17 protein-coding genes are annotated in these 13502 nt (G+C 73.2%); 8 read left to right on the top strand and 9 right to left on the bottom strand.

Annotation, left to right across the window (positions count from 1 at the left end; translation table 11 throughout):
• Positions 1-68 precede the first annotated feature (68 nt).
• Both KJS59_RS16350 and mtfM read right to left on the bottom strand, forming a co-directional pair.
• Entirely contained in the window at positions 69-662 is a 594-nt protein-coding gene (locus KJS59_RS16350) for an FABP family protein (RefSeq protein ID WP_213453759.1), read from the bottom strand.
• A 52-nt stretch (positions 663-714) separates the two neighbouring features.
• On the bottom strand, positions 715-819 hold the full coding sequence (gene mtfM, locus KJS59_RS31815; protein WP_283775789.1) for a small membrane protein MtfM: 105 nt from the start codon (positions 817-819) through the stop codon (positions 715-717).
• 14 nt (positions 820-833) lie between these two features.
• On the opposite strand from mtfM, the gene KJS59_RS16345 reads away from it, so the two are divergent.
• Positions 834-1208, top strand: coding sequence for a DsrE family protein (locus KJS59_RS16345; RefSeq protein WP_213453758.1), 375 nt, complete (start codon positions 834-836; stop codon positions 1206-1208).
• Here the strand turns inward: KJS59_RS16345 and KJS59_RS16340 are convergent.
• From KJS59_RS16340 to KJS59_RS16320, 6 genes are all read right to left on the bottom strand, one after another.
• The gene (locus KJS59_RS16340; protein WP_213453757.1) at positions 1202-2011 is read right to left on the bottom strand and encodes a hypothetical protein; all 810 of its coding nucleotides are present in this window, start codon (positions 2009-2011) and stop codon (positions 1202-1204) included. The two genes, KJS59_RS16345 and KJS59_RS16340, sit on opposite strands and share 7 nt — an antisense overlap.
• A gap of 113 nt (positions 2012-2124) precedes the next feature.
• Positions 2125-2466, bottom strand: a complete 342-nt coding sequence (locus KJS59_RS16335) for a DUF1416 domain-containing protein (protein ID WP_213453756.1) — start codon at positions 2464-2466, stop codon at positions 2125-2127.
• A 2-nt stretch (positions 2467-2468) separates the two neighbouring features.
• Entirely contained in the window at positions 2469-3317 is an 849-nt protein-coding gene (locus tag KJS59_RS16330; RefSeq protein ID WP_213453755.1) for a sulfurtransferase, read from the bottom strand.
• Positions 3318-3478: 161 nt separating this feature from the next.
• Positions 3479-3556 (bottom strand): Ms5788A family Cys-rich leader peptide, encoded by a 78-nt coding sequence (locus KJS59_RS32260; RefSeq protein ID WP_376771192.1) that lies wholly within the window; start codon positions 3554-3556, stop codon positions 3479-3481.
• Between the two features lie 80 nt (positions 3557-3636).
• A complete protein-coding gene (locus KJS59_RS16325; RefSeq protein ID WP_213453754.1) occupies positions 3637-4422 on the bottom strand; it encodes an LmeA family phospholipid-binding protein in 786 nt (261 codons plus the stop codon).
• A gap of 69 nt (positions 4423-4491) precedes the next feature.
• The gene (locus tag KJS59_RS16320; RefSeq protein WP_249714282.1) at positions 4492-5490 is read right to left on the bottom strand and encodes a hypothetical protein; all 999 of its coding nucleotides are present in this window, start codon (positions 5488-5490) and stop codon (positions 4492-4494) included.
• A 285-nt stretch (positions 5491-5775) separates the two neighbouring features.
• Here KJS59_RS16320 and KJS59_RS16315 point away from each other — a divergent pair, with 285 nt between their 5' ends.
• From KJS59_RS16315 to pstB, 6 genes are all read left to right on the top strand, one after another.
• Positions 5776-6489, top strand: coding sequence for a winged helix-turn-helix transcriptional regulator (locus tag KJS59_RS16315; RefSeq protein WP_213453753.1), 714 nt, complete (start codon positions 5776-5778; stop codon positions 6487-6489).
• A gap of 61 nt (positions 6490-6550) precedes the next feature.
• Positions 6551-7525, top strand: a complete 975-nt coding sequence (mshD, locus tag KJS59_RS16310; RefSeq protein ID WP_213453752.1) for a mycothiol synthase — start codon at positions 6551-6553, stop codon at positions 7523-7525.
• 216 nt (positions 7526-7741) lie between these two features.
• Positions 7742-8824: a phosphate ABC transporter substrate-binding protein PstS gene (gene pstS, locus KJS59_RS16305; RefSeq protein ID WP_213453751.1), complete on the top strand. Its 1083-nt coding sequence runs from the start codon at positions 7742-7744 to the stop codon at positions 8822-8824.
• A 71-nt stretch (positions 8825-8895) separates the two neighbouring features.
• The gene (gene pstC, locus KJS59_RS16300; protein WP_249714280.1) at positions 8896-9918 is read left to right on the top strand and encodes a phosphate ABC transporter permease subunit PstC; all 1023 of its coding nucleotides are present in this window, start codon (positions 8896-8898) and stop codon (positions 9916-9918) included.
• Positions 9915-10802, top strand: coding sequence for a phosphate ABC transporter permease PstA (pstA, locus tag KJS59_RS16295; RefSeq protein WP_213453750.1), 888 nt, complete (start codon positions 9915-9917; stop codon positions 10800-10802). The genes pstC and pstA overlap by 4 nt, the downstream gene beginning before the upstream one ends.
• Before the next feature lies 1 nt (position 10803).
• The gene (pstB, locus tag KJS59_RS16290) at positions 10804-11676 is read left to right on the top strand and encodes a phosphate ABC transporter ATP-binding protein PstB (protein ID WP_213453749.1); all 873 of its coding nucleotides are present in this window, start codon (positions 10804-10806) and stop codon (positions 11674-11676) included.
• Here the strand turns inward: pstB and KJS59_RS16285 are convergent.
• A complete protein-coding gene (locus KJS59_RS16285) occupies positions 11673-12482 on the bottom strand; it encodes an NUDIX hydrolase (protein ID WP_213453748.1) in 810 nt (269 codons plus the stop codon). The two genes, pstB and KJS59_RS16285, sit on opposite strands and share 4 nt — an antisense overlap.
• Before the next feature lie 52 nt (positions 12483-12534).
• On the opposite strand from KJS59_RS16285, the gene KJS59_RS16280 reads away from it, so the two are divergent.
• Positions 12535-13502: Gfo/Idh/MocA family protein (locus KJS59_RS16280; RefSeq protein WP_213453747.1), on the top strand; the 968-nt coding region annotated here is incomplete at its 3' end.

The raw sequence follows: 13502 nt of genomic DNA, 5'->3' as shown, positions 1-13502 counted from the left end.
CGGCCCTCGCACCCACCTCGGGGGCCGTCGCGCGAGCGGCGGCCCCCACATGCGCGGCGGCCTCCGCTTCAGCCGCCGACGCGGATGAGTCGCGCCGACAGGTGCGGGGCAAGCGGGTGGCCCATCGCGGACATCTCCTGCGCGTACAGCAGCGCCCCCTCGACGATGCCGAACAGCCGGCGCCCGCCGGTGACCTCCTTCGCGGTGGGGCTGCGCACCACGGCGTCCGTGGCGATCTCCACCTGGGTGCCGGTCACCCGGCCGAGATACAGCTCCAGCACGCCGGTCGGCGTGGTCAGCGTGACCTCCAGGTCGTCGGTCGGCCGGTCACCGTCGAACACCGGCCGCCACCAGCCCACCTCCCGCCCGGCCGGGCGGACCGGCCGGCTCTGCCCGTCCAGCAGCCAGGCCCGGGACTCGTAGTGCAGGAACGGCCGCCCGTCGTGGGTGATCCGGATCTCCTGCGCGTAGTCGAAGTCCTCGATCGTCGGGTAGCCGCCCCGCCCCCGGCCGCGCCACAGCCCGACGTACGGCAGCAGCCCCAGCAGCGAAGGGTGCAGGTCCGGGCCGGTCCGCAGGTCGTAGGTCTCCTCGTACGGGTACGGCTCGACCGGCGGCGCGTTCAGCCACGGCGGCGGCCGCATCGGATTGTCGTCGCTCACCGCGCCATTCTCGCGCAGCGCGATCGGGGCGCCGGCGGGGGCGGCCCGCCGGTCACCAGCGGCCGCGACTGATCTTGACGGCCAGGTAGATCAGGCCGCCGGCGAGGGCGCCGAAGCCGGCGACCAGCAGGCTGACGAACCCGATTTCGGTAACCATGACCGCCCAATCCTATGCTGGCCGGCATGGCACGCACCCTGATCGTGAAGGTCACCGCCGGCTCCGACGCGCCGGAGCGGTGCGCGCAGGCGTTCACCGTCGCCGCGACCGCGCTCGCCGCGGGCGCGCAGGTGTCCCTGTGGCTGACCGGCGAATCGACGTGGTTCGCGCTGCCCGGCCGGGCCGCCGAGTTCGACCTGCCGCACTCCGCCCCGCTCACGGACCTGCTGGAGTCGGTGCTGGCCGCCGGGACGGTGACGGTGTGCACGCAGTGCGCCGCCCGCCGGAACCTCACCGGGGAGCAACTCCTCCCGGGGGTACGGGTGGCCGGCGCCGCCGTGTTCGTCGAGGAGGCGTTGGCCGACGGGGCCCAGGCGCTCGTCTACTGAGCAGCCGGGCAGCCGGTCGTCGCGGTGACCAGCAACGACCGCTCCCCCGACCGGACCGCCACGCCCGCGTCACCGTCCCGGTAGGCGTACCGCTGCGCGTCGGCGAGCACCCCGCTGCCCGGGTGCCGGGCCAGGGCGGCGGCCAGCGACCCCTGCCACGGCGGCGCCTCGGCCTCGACCGTGCGGGCCTGCCCGCCGCCGGGGCACGGCGCCACGAACGCCCGCCAGCCGGTCGCGGCCGCGCCGAGCAGGTCGAGCGCCCGCTGGACGGGCTCCCGGCCGGCGGCGTCGGCCACCGGCGCGGCCAGGGTGGGGTCGGCACCGGGCCGGCAGTCGGTGCTGATCCGGAACCGCACCTCGCCCGGGTCGCCCGGCCCGCCGCGCAGCCCGACGAAGTTGCCCGCGTCCGCGAACACGCTCTTGACCTCGCCGCTCGACGACTCCGCCCGGTACCCCGGGGGGAGCCCCGCCACGATGCGGGTCAGCAGCTCCTCCTCGGTGCCGACCGCGGTGAACAGCCGCACGGTGCGGCGCAGGTTCGTGCCGCCGCGGGCGGGGGTGATCCGGCACGACGCCAGAACCTCGTACGCCTCCAGCGCCGGCACCGCCGCCGGCCCCGCGGCCCGCAGCAACTCCCCCGTGGCGGCGTCCAGCGTGCGGTGCGCCTGCGCGAGGGTGGTCTGGTCCTTCCAGGTGGGGCGGTCGCGGAACGCCGAGAAGGCGCCGACGGCGACGACCAGCACCGCCCACGCGGCGACGGCCGCCACGATCAGCCGGCGCCGGCCGGCACGCCCCGAACTCACCGCGCCATCCTGTCAAACCCGCGCCCGACGCGGCGAGGCCGCTCCCGGCTGACCGGAAGCGGCCTCGTCCAGACGTACCCGGGGTGCCTCAGGCGACGCAACCCACGGCCGCCTCAGGCGGCGGAGACCCGCACCGCCACCTCGTTGACGCCCCGGTCCGCGCTGACCGACGCGTCGCCGTTGCCCGCCCGGGACAGCGCCCGCAGCGTCCACGAGCCGGGGGCGGCGAAGAACCGGAACTGGCCGGCCGGCGACGTCACCACCTCGGCGGTGAACTCGCCGCTGGCGTCCAGCAGGCGCACGTACGCCCCGCCCACCGGCTCACCCTCGGCGGAGCTGACCACCCCGGTGATCACCGTTTCCCTGGTGAGGTCGACGCTGAGCGGGATCGGAGCGGACTGGTCCGGTGCGGCGCACCCGTCCGCGGTCACGGCGCCGGTCGCGGTGCTCGTCATCGTCACGCCTCCCCCGGCTCGTCGCCGAGCGCCACGGGGACGCCGACCAGCGAGCCGTACTCGGTCCAGGACCCGTCGTAGTTCTTCACGTCCTCGTGGCCGAGCAGCTCCTTCAGCACGAACCAGGTGTGCGAGGAGCGCTCGCCGATCCGGCAGTACGCGATCGTCGGCCGCCCGCCGTCCAGGCCCGCGTCACCGTAGATCTTGCGCAGCTCGTCGTCGGACTTGAAGGTGCCGTCCTCGTTGGCCGCCTTGGACCACGGCACGCTGATCGCGGTCGGAATGTGCCCGGCCCGCTGCGCCTGCTCCTGCGGCAGGTGCGCCGGCGCCAGCAGCCGGCCGGCGAACTCGTCGGGGGAGCGCACGTCGACCAGGTTCTTCACGCCGATCGCCGCGACGGTCTCGTCCCGGAACGCGCGGATCGACAGGTCCGGCTCCTGCGCCCGGTACTCGGTCGCCGGGCGGGCGACCGCGTCCTTGGTCAGCGGGCGGGCGTCCAGCTCCCACTTCTTGCGGCCGCCGTCCAGCAGCTTGACGTCGCCGTGGCCGTACAGCTTGAAGTACCAGTACGCGTACGCGGCGAACCAGTTGTTGTTGCCGCCGTACAGCACGACGGCGTCGTCGTTGCCGATACCGCGGGCCGACAGCAGCGTCTCGAACTGCTCCTTGTTGACGAAGTCCCGGCGCACCGGGTCCTGCAGGTCGGTCTTCCAGTCCAGCTTGATCGCGCCGGGGATGTGCCCGGCGTCGTACGCGGTGGTGTCCTCGTCGACCTCGACGAACACCACGTTCGGGGCGTCCAGGTTCTTCTCGGCCCAGTCGGCTGATACGAGTGCGGTCTCGCGACTCATGAAACTCTCCCTGATGAGGTGGGTTTGTCGAGTCGCCGCGCTGGCGGAACGTGTGTCGCACCCGCGCGGGACCCAGTGGAGGCATCTCGGATACGTGCGACGGCGCCGCTGCCGGGCAGATGGACGCGTTCAGCGCTTGCGCAGGATGGGCAGCCCCGCCGTCAGATGACGGGGCGACACAGGCAGGTGGTGACGCGGCACAGATCCACCGCACGCCTTTTGGTGAGCAACTCGCCCATGCGCGGAGCCTAACAAGCGGCACCACGGCAGGGACAGGTCCGACCACCATCCGAGACCGGCGACACAGCCACCCGGGCCGTCACCCGTTCAGCGGGACGTTGTCCGCGGACCCGCTGATCGCCAGCCCCTCGGCCAGCGGCTTGACCTCGGTGATCCGCAGCCCGAACGGCAGCGCCGGGATCTGGACGGGCAGCGACAGTTGCTGCGCGTACCGGGTCAGCGCGTCCTTCGCCAGCGGGACCTGGTCCAGCCCCTCGGCGGTGAGCTGGCGGAACCGCACCTGCACGACACCGTTCTTGACGGTCAGGTCCGCGGTGCCGTTGAGGGTGACCGGCCGGTTCAGGATCTGGGTGGGCAGCACCGCGTGCAGCTTGCCGTCCTTTTCGGACAGCGTGAGGTCCGGCAGGTTGACCCGCTTCTTGATCAGCTCCGTGACGCTGGCGTACCCCACGGTCGCGGTGCCCCGCACGTTCTGGGCGACGACCCGGCCGGTGCCGTTCATCAGGGTCTGCCGGGTGGCGACCACATTGGTCGCCTCCACGGTCAGCTTCGGCAGTTGGAGCCCCTCGCCGCTCACGTCCGAGAAGACGATCGTGATCTTCTTGAACTTCTCGTCCAGCACCTGGGTCAGGAACGGGAACCCGCCGACGGTGACCTCCGGCTCGCCCGCGCTGACCTGCCGCCTGGCCAGTTCCTGCCGGGCCTGGTCGGCGATCACCCGCTCGGCGGCGTGCGCCGCCACCCGGTCGCCGACCACCAGCAGCCCGCCCACCACCAGCACGAACACCAGCAGCACCAGGCCCCAGCGGCGCCCGCCGCGGCGCCGGCGCGGCGACGCGTGGGCGTACTCGGGGTCATCGGTCACGTCGACTCCTCCCCAGGATCGTGGCGGCACGGGGGTTGATACCCGATCGGCGCGGCCACCAAGCGCGGATCAGGGTACGAGGAACAGCACGCTCACGACGTACGCGACCGGGGCGGCGAGGGCGAAACCGCCCAGCGGGCCCTGCATGTGCCGGGCCACCCAGAACGTGGGGCGCTGGCCGGCCATCTGGCGGCCCGCCTCCGCGTACGCGACGGACAGGTCGGCCAGCACGGCGGCCGCGGCGGCGACCAGGCCGGCGACGGCGCCCCGGCCCGGGTCGAAGCCGACCAGGTACTTGCCGAGTACCGCGGCGGCCAGCGTACCCGCCATCGCGCCGACCACCACGCCGGCCGCGCCCCGGGGCACCTGCGGCGACAGCCGCGGCGCGGGCACCACGGTGTCGGCGCCGTGGGCGACCGCCAGGGCGACGCCGATCGCGGTGAGGCAGACCGTGATCGCCTGGGTGCCGCCGGCCAGCCGGGTGCAGACCACCAGCGTGGCGAACGAGACCACGCCGATCACAGTGATCAGGGTGGCGCTCATCGACTCGGTCGCCTCCGCCCGGCCCCGGCGGATCAGCTGGCCCAGCGCGGCGACCGCCACGGCGGCGGCGGCCACGTAGGCCAGCGGCGCCAGCGCGACCGCCTTGGGGTAGACCGCCGCGACGTCCGCGCCGGCCGCGGCCAGCACCCCGGTCCCGGCCACGATCTTCGCGCCGGGCGGGCGCATCGCCATCGCCCAGACCAGCACGAACATCACCTGAACCCCGAAGATCACCACCGCGTACGGCCAGCGCGCCGCGCCCGGGCCGGCGGTCTGCGCGCCGACCGTGAGGCCGACGCAGAGCAGGGCGGCGAACCCGGCGACGGCCAGCGAGAGCAGCCGCCGGATCGGCACCGACCGGACCCGCAGCCGGGCCCGCTCGGTCGGCGCGAGATCCGGGTCGTCGGGCACCGGCGCGGCGGCGCCACCGGGGGGTGTCACGTCGCCGCCCGGCTGCGCGGGCTGCGCACCCGGGTGCGGCGCCGGGTCGGCGGCCGTGGACCCCGGGGACGAGGAGGGAAACACGCTCCGATCGTGCCAGACCGCGGGGTGCGACGCCTGCCGCGCCGGCGCCGTCGACGGCGGCGCCGCACCGGCGGACGGCGGGGGATCAACCGTTCGTCACCCGCCGGTGGATGAACGGCGTGCGACACCCGCCGTTCACCCGGCGCGGTCCGGGTAGGAAGCAAGGTCACAGGAGCTTTCGCCGCACCCCGTCCGCTAAGCTCGGCGCTAGGCTCCGCCCGCCAACGCAGCCGGGACCCACGTTCGCTCACCGCGGCCCGCGCGCCGTGAGGACGGAGGCTCCACGTGGAGATTCTGCTGCTGGTCACCGCGCGCGCCGGTGAACCATCGGCCGTGCTGCCGGCGCTCGACCTGCTGCCGCACTCGGTCCGCACCGCCCCGCGCGACGTACGCACCCTGGTCGCCGGTCCGAGCCCGGACGCCGTCCTGGTGGACGCCCGCTCCGAACTCGCCGACGCCCGCGCCACCTGCCGCATGCTGCACGCCACCGGGCTGGGCATGCCGCTGATCGCGGTGGTGACCGAGGCCGGCCTGATCGCGCTGAACGCCGAGTGGGGCGTGGACGACGTGATCCTGGCCGGCGCCGGTCCGGCCGAGGTGGAGGCCCGGCTGCGGCTCGCGGTGGGCCGGATCGCCAGCGCCACCGGCGGCGCTGGCGGGCTGATCCGGGCCGGCGAGCTGAGCATCGACCCGGACACCTACGCCGCCAAGCTGAAAGGGCGCCCGCTCGACCTGACATACAAGGAGTTCGAGCTGCTCAAGTTCCTCGCCCAGCACCCCGGCCGGGTGTTCACCCGGGACCAGTTGCTGCGCGAGGTGTGGGGCTACGACTACTTCGGCGGCACCCGCACGGTCGACGTGCACGTGCGGCGGCTGCGGGCCAAGCTCGGCTCCGAGTACGAATCCATGATCGGCACGGTGCGCCAGGTGGGGTACAAGTTCGTCGTGCCGCCGAACCGCTCGCTGCCGGATTCGGAGCTGGCCCCGCTGCCGGTCTGACGCGCTTCCCGGCACGCGGGGCGTAATGTGCCGACCCGTGCCGGCCGGTTACGGTGAGCGCATGACCGGAACCGCCCCCGCCCCGGAGACCGGCGGTGTCCGCCGCGCGCAGCGGCTGACTTCCGCCGAGGTCGCCGAGGTTCTGTCGCTGGCCGACGCGGCCGCCGACACGGACGGCGCGGACCCGCTCTCCGAGCACGTCGTGCTCCAGGTGCGGCACGGCGGCGAGGCGGCCGCGGTCCACCTGCTGAGCGCCGCGCCCGGCGGCGGCCTGGCGGGGTACGCGCACGTGGACGTGGCCGACCCGGTCGACGGCCCGGCGGCGGAACTGGTCGTGCACCCCATGCACCGCCGGCGCGGGCTGGGCCGGGCGCTGATGCGGGCCGCGGTGGGGGTCGCCGAGCAGGCGGACCCGCGCGGCCGGCTGCGCCTGTGGGCGCACGGGGACCACCCGTCCGCAAGCGCGCTGGCGCTCTCCTCAGGCTTCGAGCGCACCCGCGTCCTGTGGCAGATGCGCCGGTCGCTGCTCACCCCGGTACCCGCCCCGCAGTTGCCCCCGGGCATCCGGCTGCGCCCGTTCGAGCCCGGCCGGGACGAGCACGCCTGGCTGGCGGTCAACGCCCGCGCCTTCGCCGACCACCCCGACCAGGGCCGCTGGACCGCCGAGGACCTGCGGCTGCGGATGGCCGAGCCGTGGTTCGAGCCGGCCGGATTCCTCCTCGCGGTGGTCGAGGGAGGGCAGCGCGACGGCGAGATCGCCGGCTTCCACTGGACCAAGGTGCACGGCGGCGACGGCGGCGGGCACCAGCACGCCGCCGTCGGGGAGATCTACGTGCTGGGTGTGGACCCGTCCGCGCACGGGCTCGGCCTGGGCACCGCGCTCAGCCTGGCCGGCCTGCGGCACCTGCGCGGCCGGGGGCTGGGGCAGGCGATGCTCTACGTCGACGAGTCCAACCGCGCCGCCGTCGCCCTCTACACCAAGATCGGGTTCGCCCGCTGGACCACGGACGTGAGCTTCCGCCGGGCCACCGCCTGACCGCCCGGAGTGGGCGGCCTGGCGGGCCGTTCCCGACATGTCCACCGAGCGGGTGCCGGTTCACGCACCAGCCACTTGGCCCTCAGCCTCGGTAAACCCAAGCACATAAACGAGTTCACTCGCCGTTCACCGAGGTCCCGGTAGCCGGCTACCTGCCCCTCCTACCGTCGCGGTCGACAACGAAGAAAACGACCTCGACAGGAAGGCATACCTGAGGTGAACCGCAACGTGCTCTCGCGGCGCGTACTGGCTGGCGTGGCGCTCGCCACGCTCGCCCTCGCCGGCTGCTCCGAGAAGTCCAACGACACGCCGGGCTCCGGTAGCAGCTCGGGCGCCACCGGCGGATCCGAGTACGCGAACCTCTCCGGCGCGCTCAAGGCGTCGGGCGCGACCTTCCCGGACGCGTACTACCAGGAGGTTGTCTCGGCGTTCAAGGAGGCCGCTCCGAACGTCACGGTGACCTACAACGCCGTCGGCTCCGGCACCGGCAAGAAGGAGTTCGGCGAGGGCCTGACCGACTTCGCCGGCTCGGACAGCCTGGTCAAGGAGGGGCAGGGTCCGAAGGAGGGCGAGTTCCTCTACGTGCCGACCGTGGCCGCGCCGATCACCGTCTCGTACAACCTCAACGGGGTGAGCGAGCTCAAGCTGAGCCCGGACACGCTCGCCGGCATCTTCGGCCGGACCATCAAGACCTGGGACGACGCCGCGATCAAGGCCGACAACCCGGGCGCGACCCTGCCGAGCAAGCCGATCACGGTGGTGCACCGCTCGGACGGCTCCGGCACCACCAGCAACTTCACCAAGTACCTGGAGTCCGCGTCGACCAAGTGGACGCTCGGCAGCGGTGACACCGTGGACTGGCCGAAGGACACCCAGGGTGGCGAGAAGAACAGCGGCGTCTCCCAGCTGATCAAGCAGAGCGACGGCGCGATCGGCTACGTCGACCTCAGCGACGCCAAGGCCAGCCAGCTCGTGTTCGCCAGCATCAAGAACAAGGACGGCCAGTTCGTCGCCCCGACGCTGGAGGGCGCGCAGGCCGCGCTCGACGGCGCCAAGATCAACGACGACCTCAGCTACGACCCGCTGAACGCGTCGGGCGCCACCGCGTACCCGATCACCTCGCCGACGTACCTCCTCGTCAAGACCAAGTACGACGACCCGGCCAAGGCCGCGCTGGTCAAGGGCTTCCTGAAGTTCTTGCTCAGCAGCGAGGGCCAGGGCCTGGCGAAGGACGTGGACTTCGCGGCGCTGCCCCAGTCGCTGCACGACAAGGCGCTGGCTCAGATCGAGAAGTTCTGACGGACGGTTGACGGCCCGGGGGCGGCGAACGCCCCCGGGCCGCCGGCCCACCCAGTGGCCATGGAGCAGACGTGACAAAGACCCTCAACAGACCCCCGGCCAGCACGCCGGCACCCCAGACCGATCTGACCACCTCCGGTGGCGGGGTCTGGGGTGATCGCGTGTTCGCCGCCGTGTGCGTCGCGGCCGGCGCGCTCGTGCTGGCGATCCTCGCGCTCATCCTCGTCACCACCACGCAGCAGTCGTGGGCCGCGCTGCGCGACTCCGGCCTGAGCTTCGTCACCAGCCCGCGCTGGGTCGCCAACGACCCGGACGGCGACGGCCCGCTCGGCCCGCGGTTCGGCGCGCTGGCGCTGATCTACGGCACCGCGATCGTCTCCCTGATCGCACTGGTCATCGCGGTGCCGATCTCGATCGGGATCGCGCTGTTCATCACCGAGCTGGCGCCGCGCCGGCTGCGCGGGCTCTCGGTCACCGTGATCGACCTGCTCGCCGCGGTCCCGTCGGTGGTCTTCGGCCTGTGGGGCATCCTGGTCGTCGCTCCGGCGATCGTCCCGGTCTACCAGTGGATCCACGACCTCGTGGACGGGATCCCGGTGCTGGACACCGTGTTCGGCGTGCCGGTCAGCAGCGGGCGCGGGTACATGACCGCCGGCCTGATCGTCGCCATCATGATCATCCCGATCATCACGTCGATCGCCCGCGAGGTGTTCGCCACCGTCCCCGAGGCGGACAAGCACGCGGCACTCGCGCTCGGCGCCACCCGCTGGGAGATGATCCGTGGCGCCGTCTTCCCGCACAGCTTCGGCGGCCTGGTCGGCGCCGTGATGCTCGGCCTCGGCCGGGCCATGGGCGAGACCATCGCGGTCGCGCTCACCATCGGGGCGGCCATCCAGATCACCGGCAACGTGTTCCAGGCCGGCGAGGCGCTCCCGTCGATCATCGTCCGCCAGTGGGGCGAATCCGCCGGCCAGCACCGGGCCGCGCTGATCGGCCTCGGCGTCGTGCTGTTCGCGCTGACCATCCTGATCAACCTGCTCGCCCGGATCGTGGTCCGGCACGCCGAGGCCCGGATGAAGGGAGCCGCGCGATGACCACCACCGACCGCGCACCGGACCTCACCCGGCGCTCCCTGGGCACCGGCCGCCGGGTCCGCAACGGCCTCGCCACCGGGGCGATCGCGCTGGCGCTGCTGCTCGCGGTGATCCCGCTCGGCCTGGTCGTCTACTACGTGATCGCCAAGGGGGCCGGCGTCATCGACGGCGCCTGGTTCACCGAGGACATCGTGAACCGGGCCCGCCGGGCCGGCGGCGGCATGCAGCCGGCCATCGTCGGCACCCTCGTCGTCACCGGCGCGGCCGCGCTCATGGCCATCCCGCTCGGCGTGCTCGGCGCGATCTACCTGAACGAGTACGGCAAGCAGCGGCCGCTGGCCCGGATCGTGCGCACCATGGCGGACGTGATGACCGGCGTCCCGTCGATCGTCATGGGCCTGTTCATCTACGTGACCGTGGTGCTGGTCACCAAGTCCCAGTCCGGCTTCGCCGCCGCGCTGGCGCTGGCCTGCCTGATGCTGCCGGTGGTCATCCGCAGCGCGGAGGAGATCCTGCGCCTGGTGCCGGACGAGCTGCGCCAGGCCAGCGCCGCCCTCGGCGCCCGGCGCTGGCGGACCACGCTCACCGTGGTGCTCCCGGCCGCCCTCTCCGGCATCACCAGCGGCTCGATGCTCGCGATCGCCCGCGCCGCGGGCGAGACCGCGCCGGTCGTGGTCACCGCCGGCCTGACGTTCTCCAGCACCTGGAGCCTGTTCAAGCCGAACACCACGCTGTCGATGCAGATCTTCAGCAACGCCAGCCAGCCCTTCGCACCCGCGCAGGACCGCGCCTGGGGCGCCGCCCTCACCCTCGTGGCGATCGTGCTGACCTTCACCGTCCTCGCCCGGTTGATCTCCAGCCGGTTCGCCATCAAGGAGCGCTGAGATGACCGATCGTCCCCTCGTCAACGTCGTGGCGCCGGTGGACGCCCCGCCGGCCGGGTACGCGCTGCCCGGCGCGGTCGACCAGCCCACCGGCTACGGCAGCACCCTGATGGAGCTGTCCAAGGTCAGCGTGTTCTACGGCGACTACGAGGCCGTCCGGGACACCTCCATGCCGGTCCGCAAGCACCAGATCACCGCGATGATCGGCCCCTCGGGCTGCGGCAAGTCCACCATCCTGCGCTCGCTGAACCGGATGAACGACCTGGTGTCGGGCGCCCGGGTGGCCGGCCGGGTCACCTACCACGGCCAGGATCTCTACGCCCGGGACGTGGACCCAATCCAGGTCCGCCGGCACATCGGCATGGTCTTCCAGAAGCCCAACCCGTTCCCCAAGTCCATCTTCGACAACGTCGCGTACGGCCTGCGGATCAACAAGATCAAGGACAACATCGGGGACCGGGTGGAGGAGGCGCTGCGCGGCGCCGCCCTGTGGGACGAGGTCAAGGGCAAGCTGAAGACCAGCGGGCTGGCCCTGTCCGGCGGGCAGCAGCAGCGGCTGTGCATCGCCCGGACGATCGCCGTGCGGCCCGACGTGATCCTCATGGACGAGCCCTGCTCCGCCCTCGATCCGATCGCCACCAGCAAGATCGAAGATCTGATGCACGAGCTGGCGAAGCAGTACACCATCGTGATCGTCACGCACAACATGCAGCAGGCGGCCCGGGTCAGCCACTACACGGCGTTCTTCACCGCCGAGGTGGACCAGGCCGGGGTCCGGCACGGCCGGCTGGTCGAGTTCAACGACACCGGCAAGATCTTCACGAACCCGGCGGACAAGCGCACCGAGGACTACATCACCGGCCGCTTCGGCTAGTGCGTCAGCCTTACCGTGCCGTCCGGGTCCAGGACGGCGCGCGGGGCGACCGTGGTGATCGGCCGGGTCGCCGCGGCCGCCAGCAGCGTGGCGACGTCCGGGAAGCGCGCGAGTTCCCGGAGCGTGGCGCGGGTCGGCGGCAGCATCCGCATGGCGGGGTCGGCGAGCGCCTCGGCCGGCGTGACCCACACCGTGTGGTCCGCCTCGCCGGAGACGTCCCGGGCGCACTGCCCGGCGGGCAGCGCCGCCACGAAGAAGAACGTGTCGTAGCGACGCGGTTCGAACTCGGGGGTCAGCCAGCGCGCCCACGGCCCGAGCAGGTCGCTGCGCAGCGCCAGCCCTCGCTCGGCCAGCACCGTGCTCAGGTGCGTCTCACGGCGGACCAGCGCCTGCCGCACCGCCTCGCCGGCGACGCCCTCCCCCGCGCCGCCGACCCCGGCAGCCCCGTCCGCGAGCAGCACCCCGGTCTCCTCGAACAGTTCCCGGACCGCGGCGCACACCACCGCCTGGGCCTGCGACGGCTCCAGCCCCAGCCGCGCGCCCCACTCCCGCGGCGCCGGACCCGCCCACGCCACGTCCGCCGCCGCGTCCACCGGGTCCACGCCGCCGCCCGGGAACGCGTACATCCCCGAGGCGAACGCCATCGACGCGGCGCGCCTGATCGCGTACACCTGGAAGCCGGCCGGCGCGACCGGGCGCACCAGCACGACGGTGGCCGCGGTGCGCGGCGCCGGCGGCTCGCCGCCACCGGTGAGAAACGCCCGGGCCCGCCCGACCAGCGCCGGCGGTAGTTCCCAATCGCCCATCGTCGCAGCCTACGGTGCGCCCGCCCGGCGGCTTGGGCTACCTTCTCCGGTCATGACGCGTTGGGGAATCCTGGCCACCGGCGGCATCGCCACCGCCTTCGTCCAAGACCTGCGGCTGCTACCCGACGCCGAGGTCGTCGCCTGCGGCTCCCGCCGCCCAGACACCGCCCGCGCCTTCGCCGACCGCCACGGCATCCCCCGCGCCCACGGCACCTGGGCCGACCTGGCCAACGACCCCGACGTCGACGTCGTCTACGTGGCCACCCCGCACGCCTTCCACCACGCGGCCACCCGCGCGTGCCTGGACGCCGGCAAGCCGGCCCTGTGCGAGAAGCCGTTCACCCTGGACCGCCCCACCAGCGCCGAACTCATCGACCTGGCCACCGGGCGCGGCATCTTCCTGATGGAAGCCATGTGGACCCGCTGCAACCCGGTCATCCGCCGGCTCCAGGCCCTGGTCGCCGACGGCGCCATCGGCGACGTCACCACCGTGCACGCCGACTTCGGCATCGCCGGCCCGTTCGAACCCACCCACCGCATGCGCGCCCGGGCCCTCGGCGGCGGCGCCCTGCTCGACCTCGGCGTCTACCCCATCACCATCGCCCACCTGTTCCTGGGCGCCCCCACCGAGATCACCGCCTGGGGCCGCCTCAGCCCCGAGGGCGTCGACGAGAACACCGGCCTGATCCTCGGCTACCCCAACGGCGCGATGGCCTCCCTCACCTGCGGCATCCTCGGCGCCACCCGCAACACGGCCAGCATCACCGGCACCCGCGGCCGGATCGACCTGAACGGCACCTTCTTCGCCCCTCGCGGCTACACCCTCTACCGCAACGACACCGAACCCGAGACCGTCGACATGTCCTTCCCCGGGGCCGGCTACCACTTCGAGGCCGCCGAGGTGCAGCGCTGCCTCGCCGAGGGCCTGATCGAAAGCCCACTCGTCCCGCACGCCACGACCCTCGAGATCATGGGCATCCTGGACGAGATCCGCGCCCAGTTGGGCGTCCACTACTCCGA

The organism is Rhizomonospora bruguierae (assembly GCF_018397995.1).
Taxonomy (GTDB): domain Bacteria; phylum Actinomycetota; class Actinomycetes; order Mycobacteriales; family Micromonosporaceae; genus Rhizomonospora; species Rhizomonospora bruguierae.
This window is presented reverse-complemented; position numbering and strand designations above follow the sequence as displayed.

Coding starts and splice junctions, on each gene's coding strand:
- KJS59_RS32260 (WP_376771192.1), bottom strand. CDS start 3,556: ATGGGCGAGTTGCTCACCAAAAGGCGTGCGGTGGATCTGTGCCGCGTC.
- mshD (WP_213453752.1), top strand. CDS start 6,551: ATGACCGGAACCGCCCCCGCCCCGGAGACCGGCGGTGTCCGCCGCGCG.
- KJS59_RS16285 (WP_213453748.1), bottom strand. CDS start 12,482: ATGGGCGATTGGGAACTACCGCCGGCGCTGGTCGGGCGGGCCCGGGCG.
- pstA (WP_213453750.1), top strand. CDS start 9,915: ATGACCACCACCGACCGCGCACCGGACCTCACCCGGCGCTCCCTGGGC.
- pstB (WP_213453749.1), top strand. CDS start 10,804: ATGACCGATCGTCCCCTCGTCAACGTCGTGGCGCCGGTGGACGCCCCG.
- KJS59_RS16330 (WP_213453755.1), bottom strand. CDS start 3,317: ATGAGTCGCGAGACCGCACTCGTATCAGCCGACTGGGCCGAGAAGAAC.
- KJS59_RS16345 (WP_213453758.1), top strand. CDS start 834: ATGCTGGCCGGCATGGCACGCACCCTGATCGTGAAGGTCACCGCCGGC.
- mtfM (WP_283775789.1), bottom strand. CDS start 819: ATGGTTACCGAAATCGGGTTCGTCAGCCTGCTGGTCGCCGGCTTCGGC.
- KJS59_RS16335 (WP_213453756.1), bottom strand. CDS start 2,466: ATGACGAGCACCGCGACCGGCGCCGTGACCGCGGACGGGTGCGCCGCA.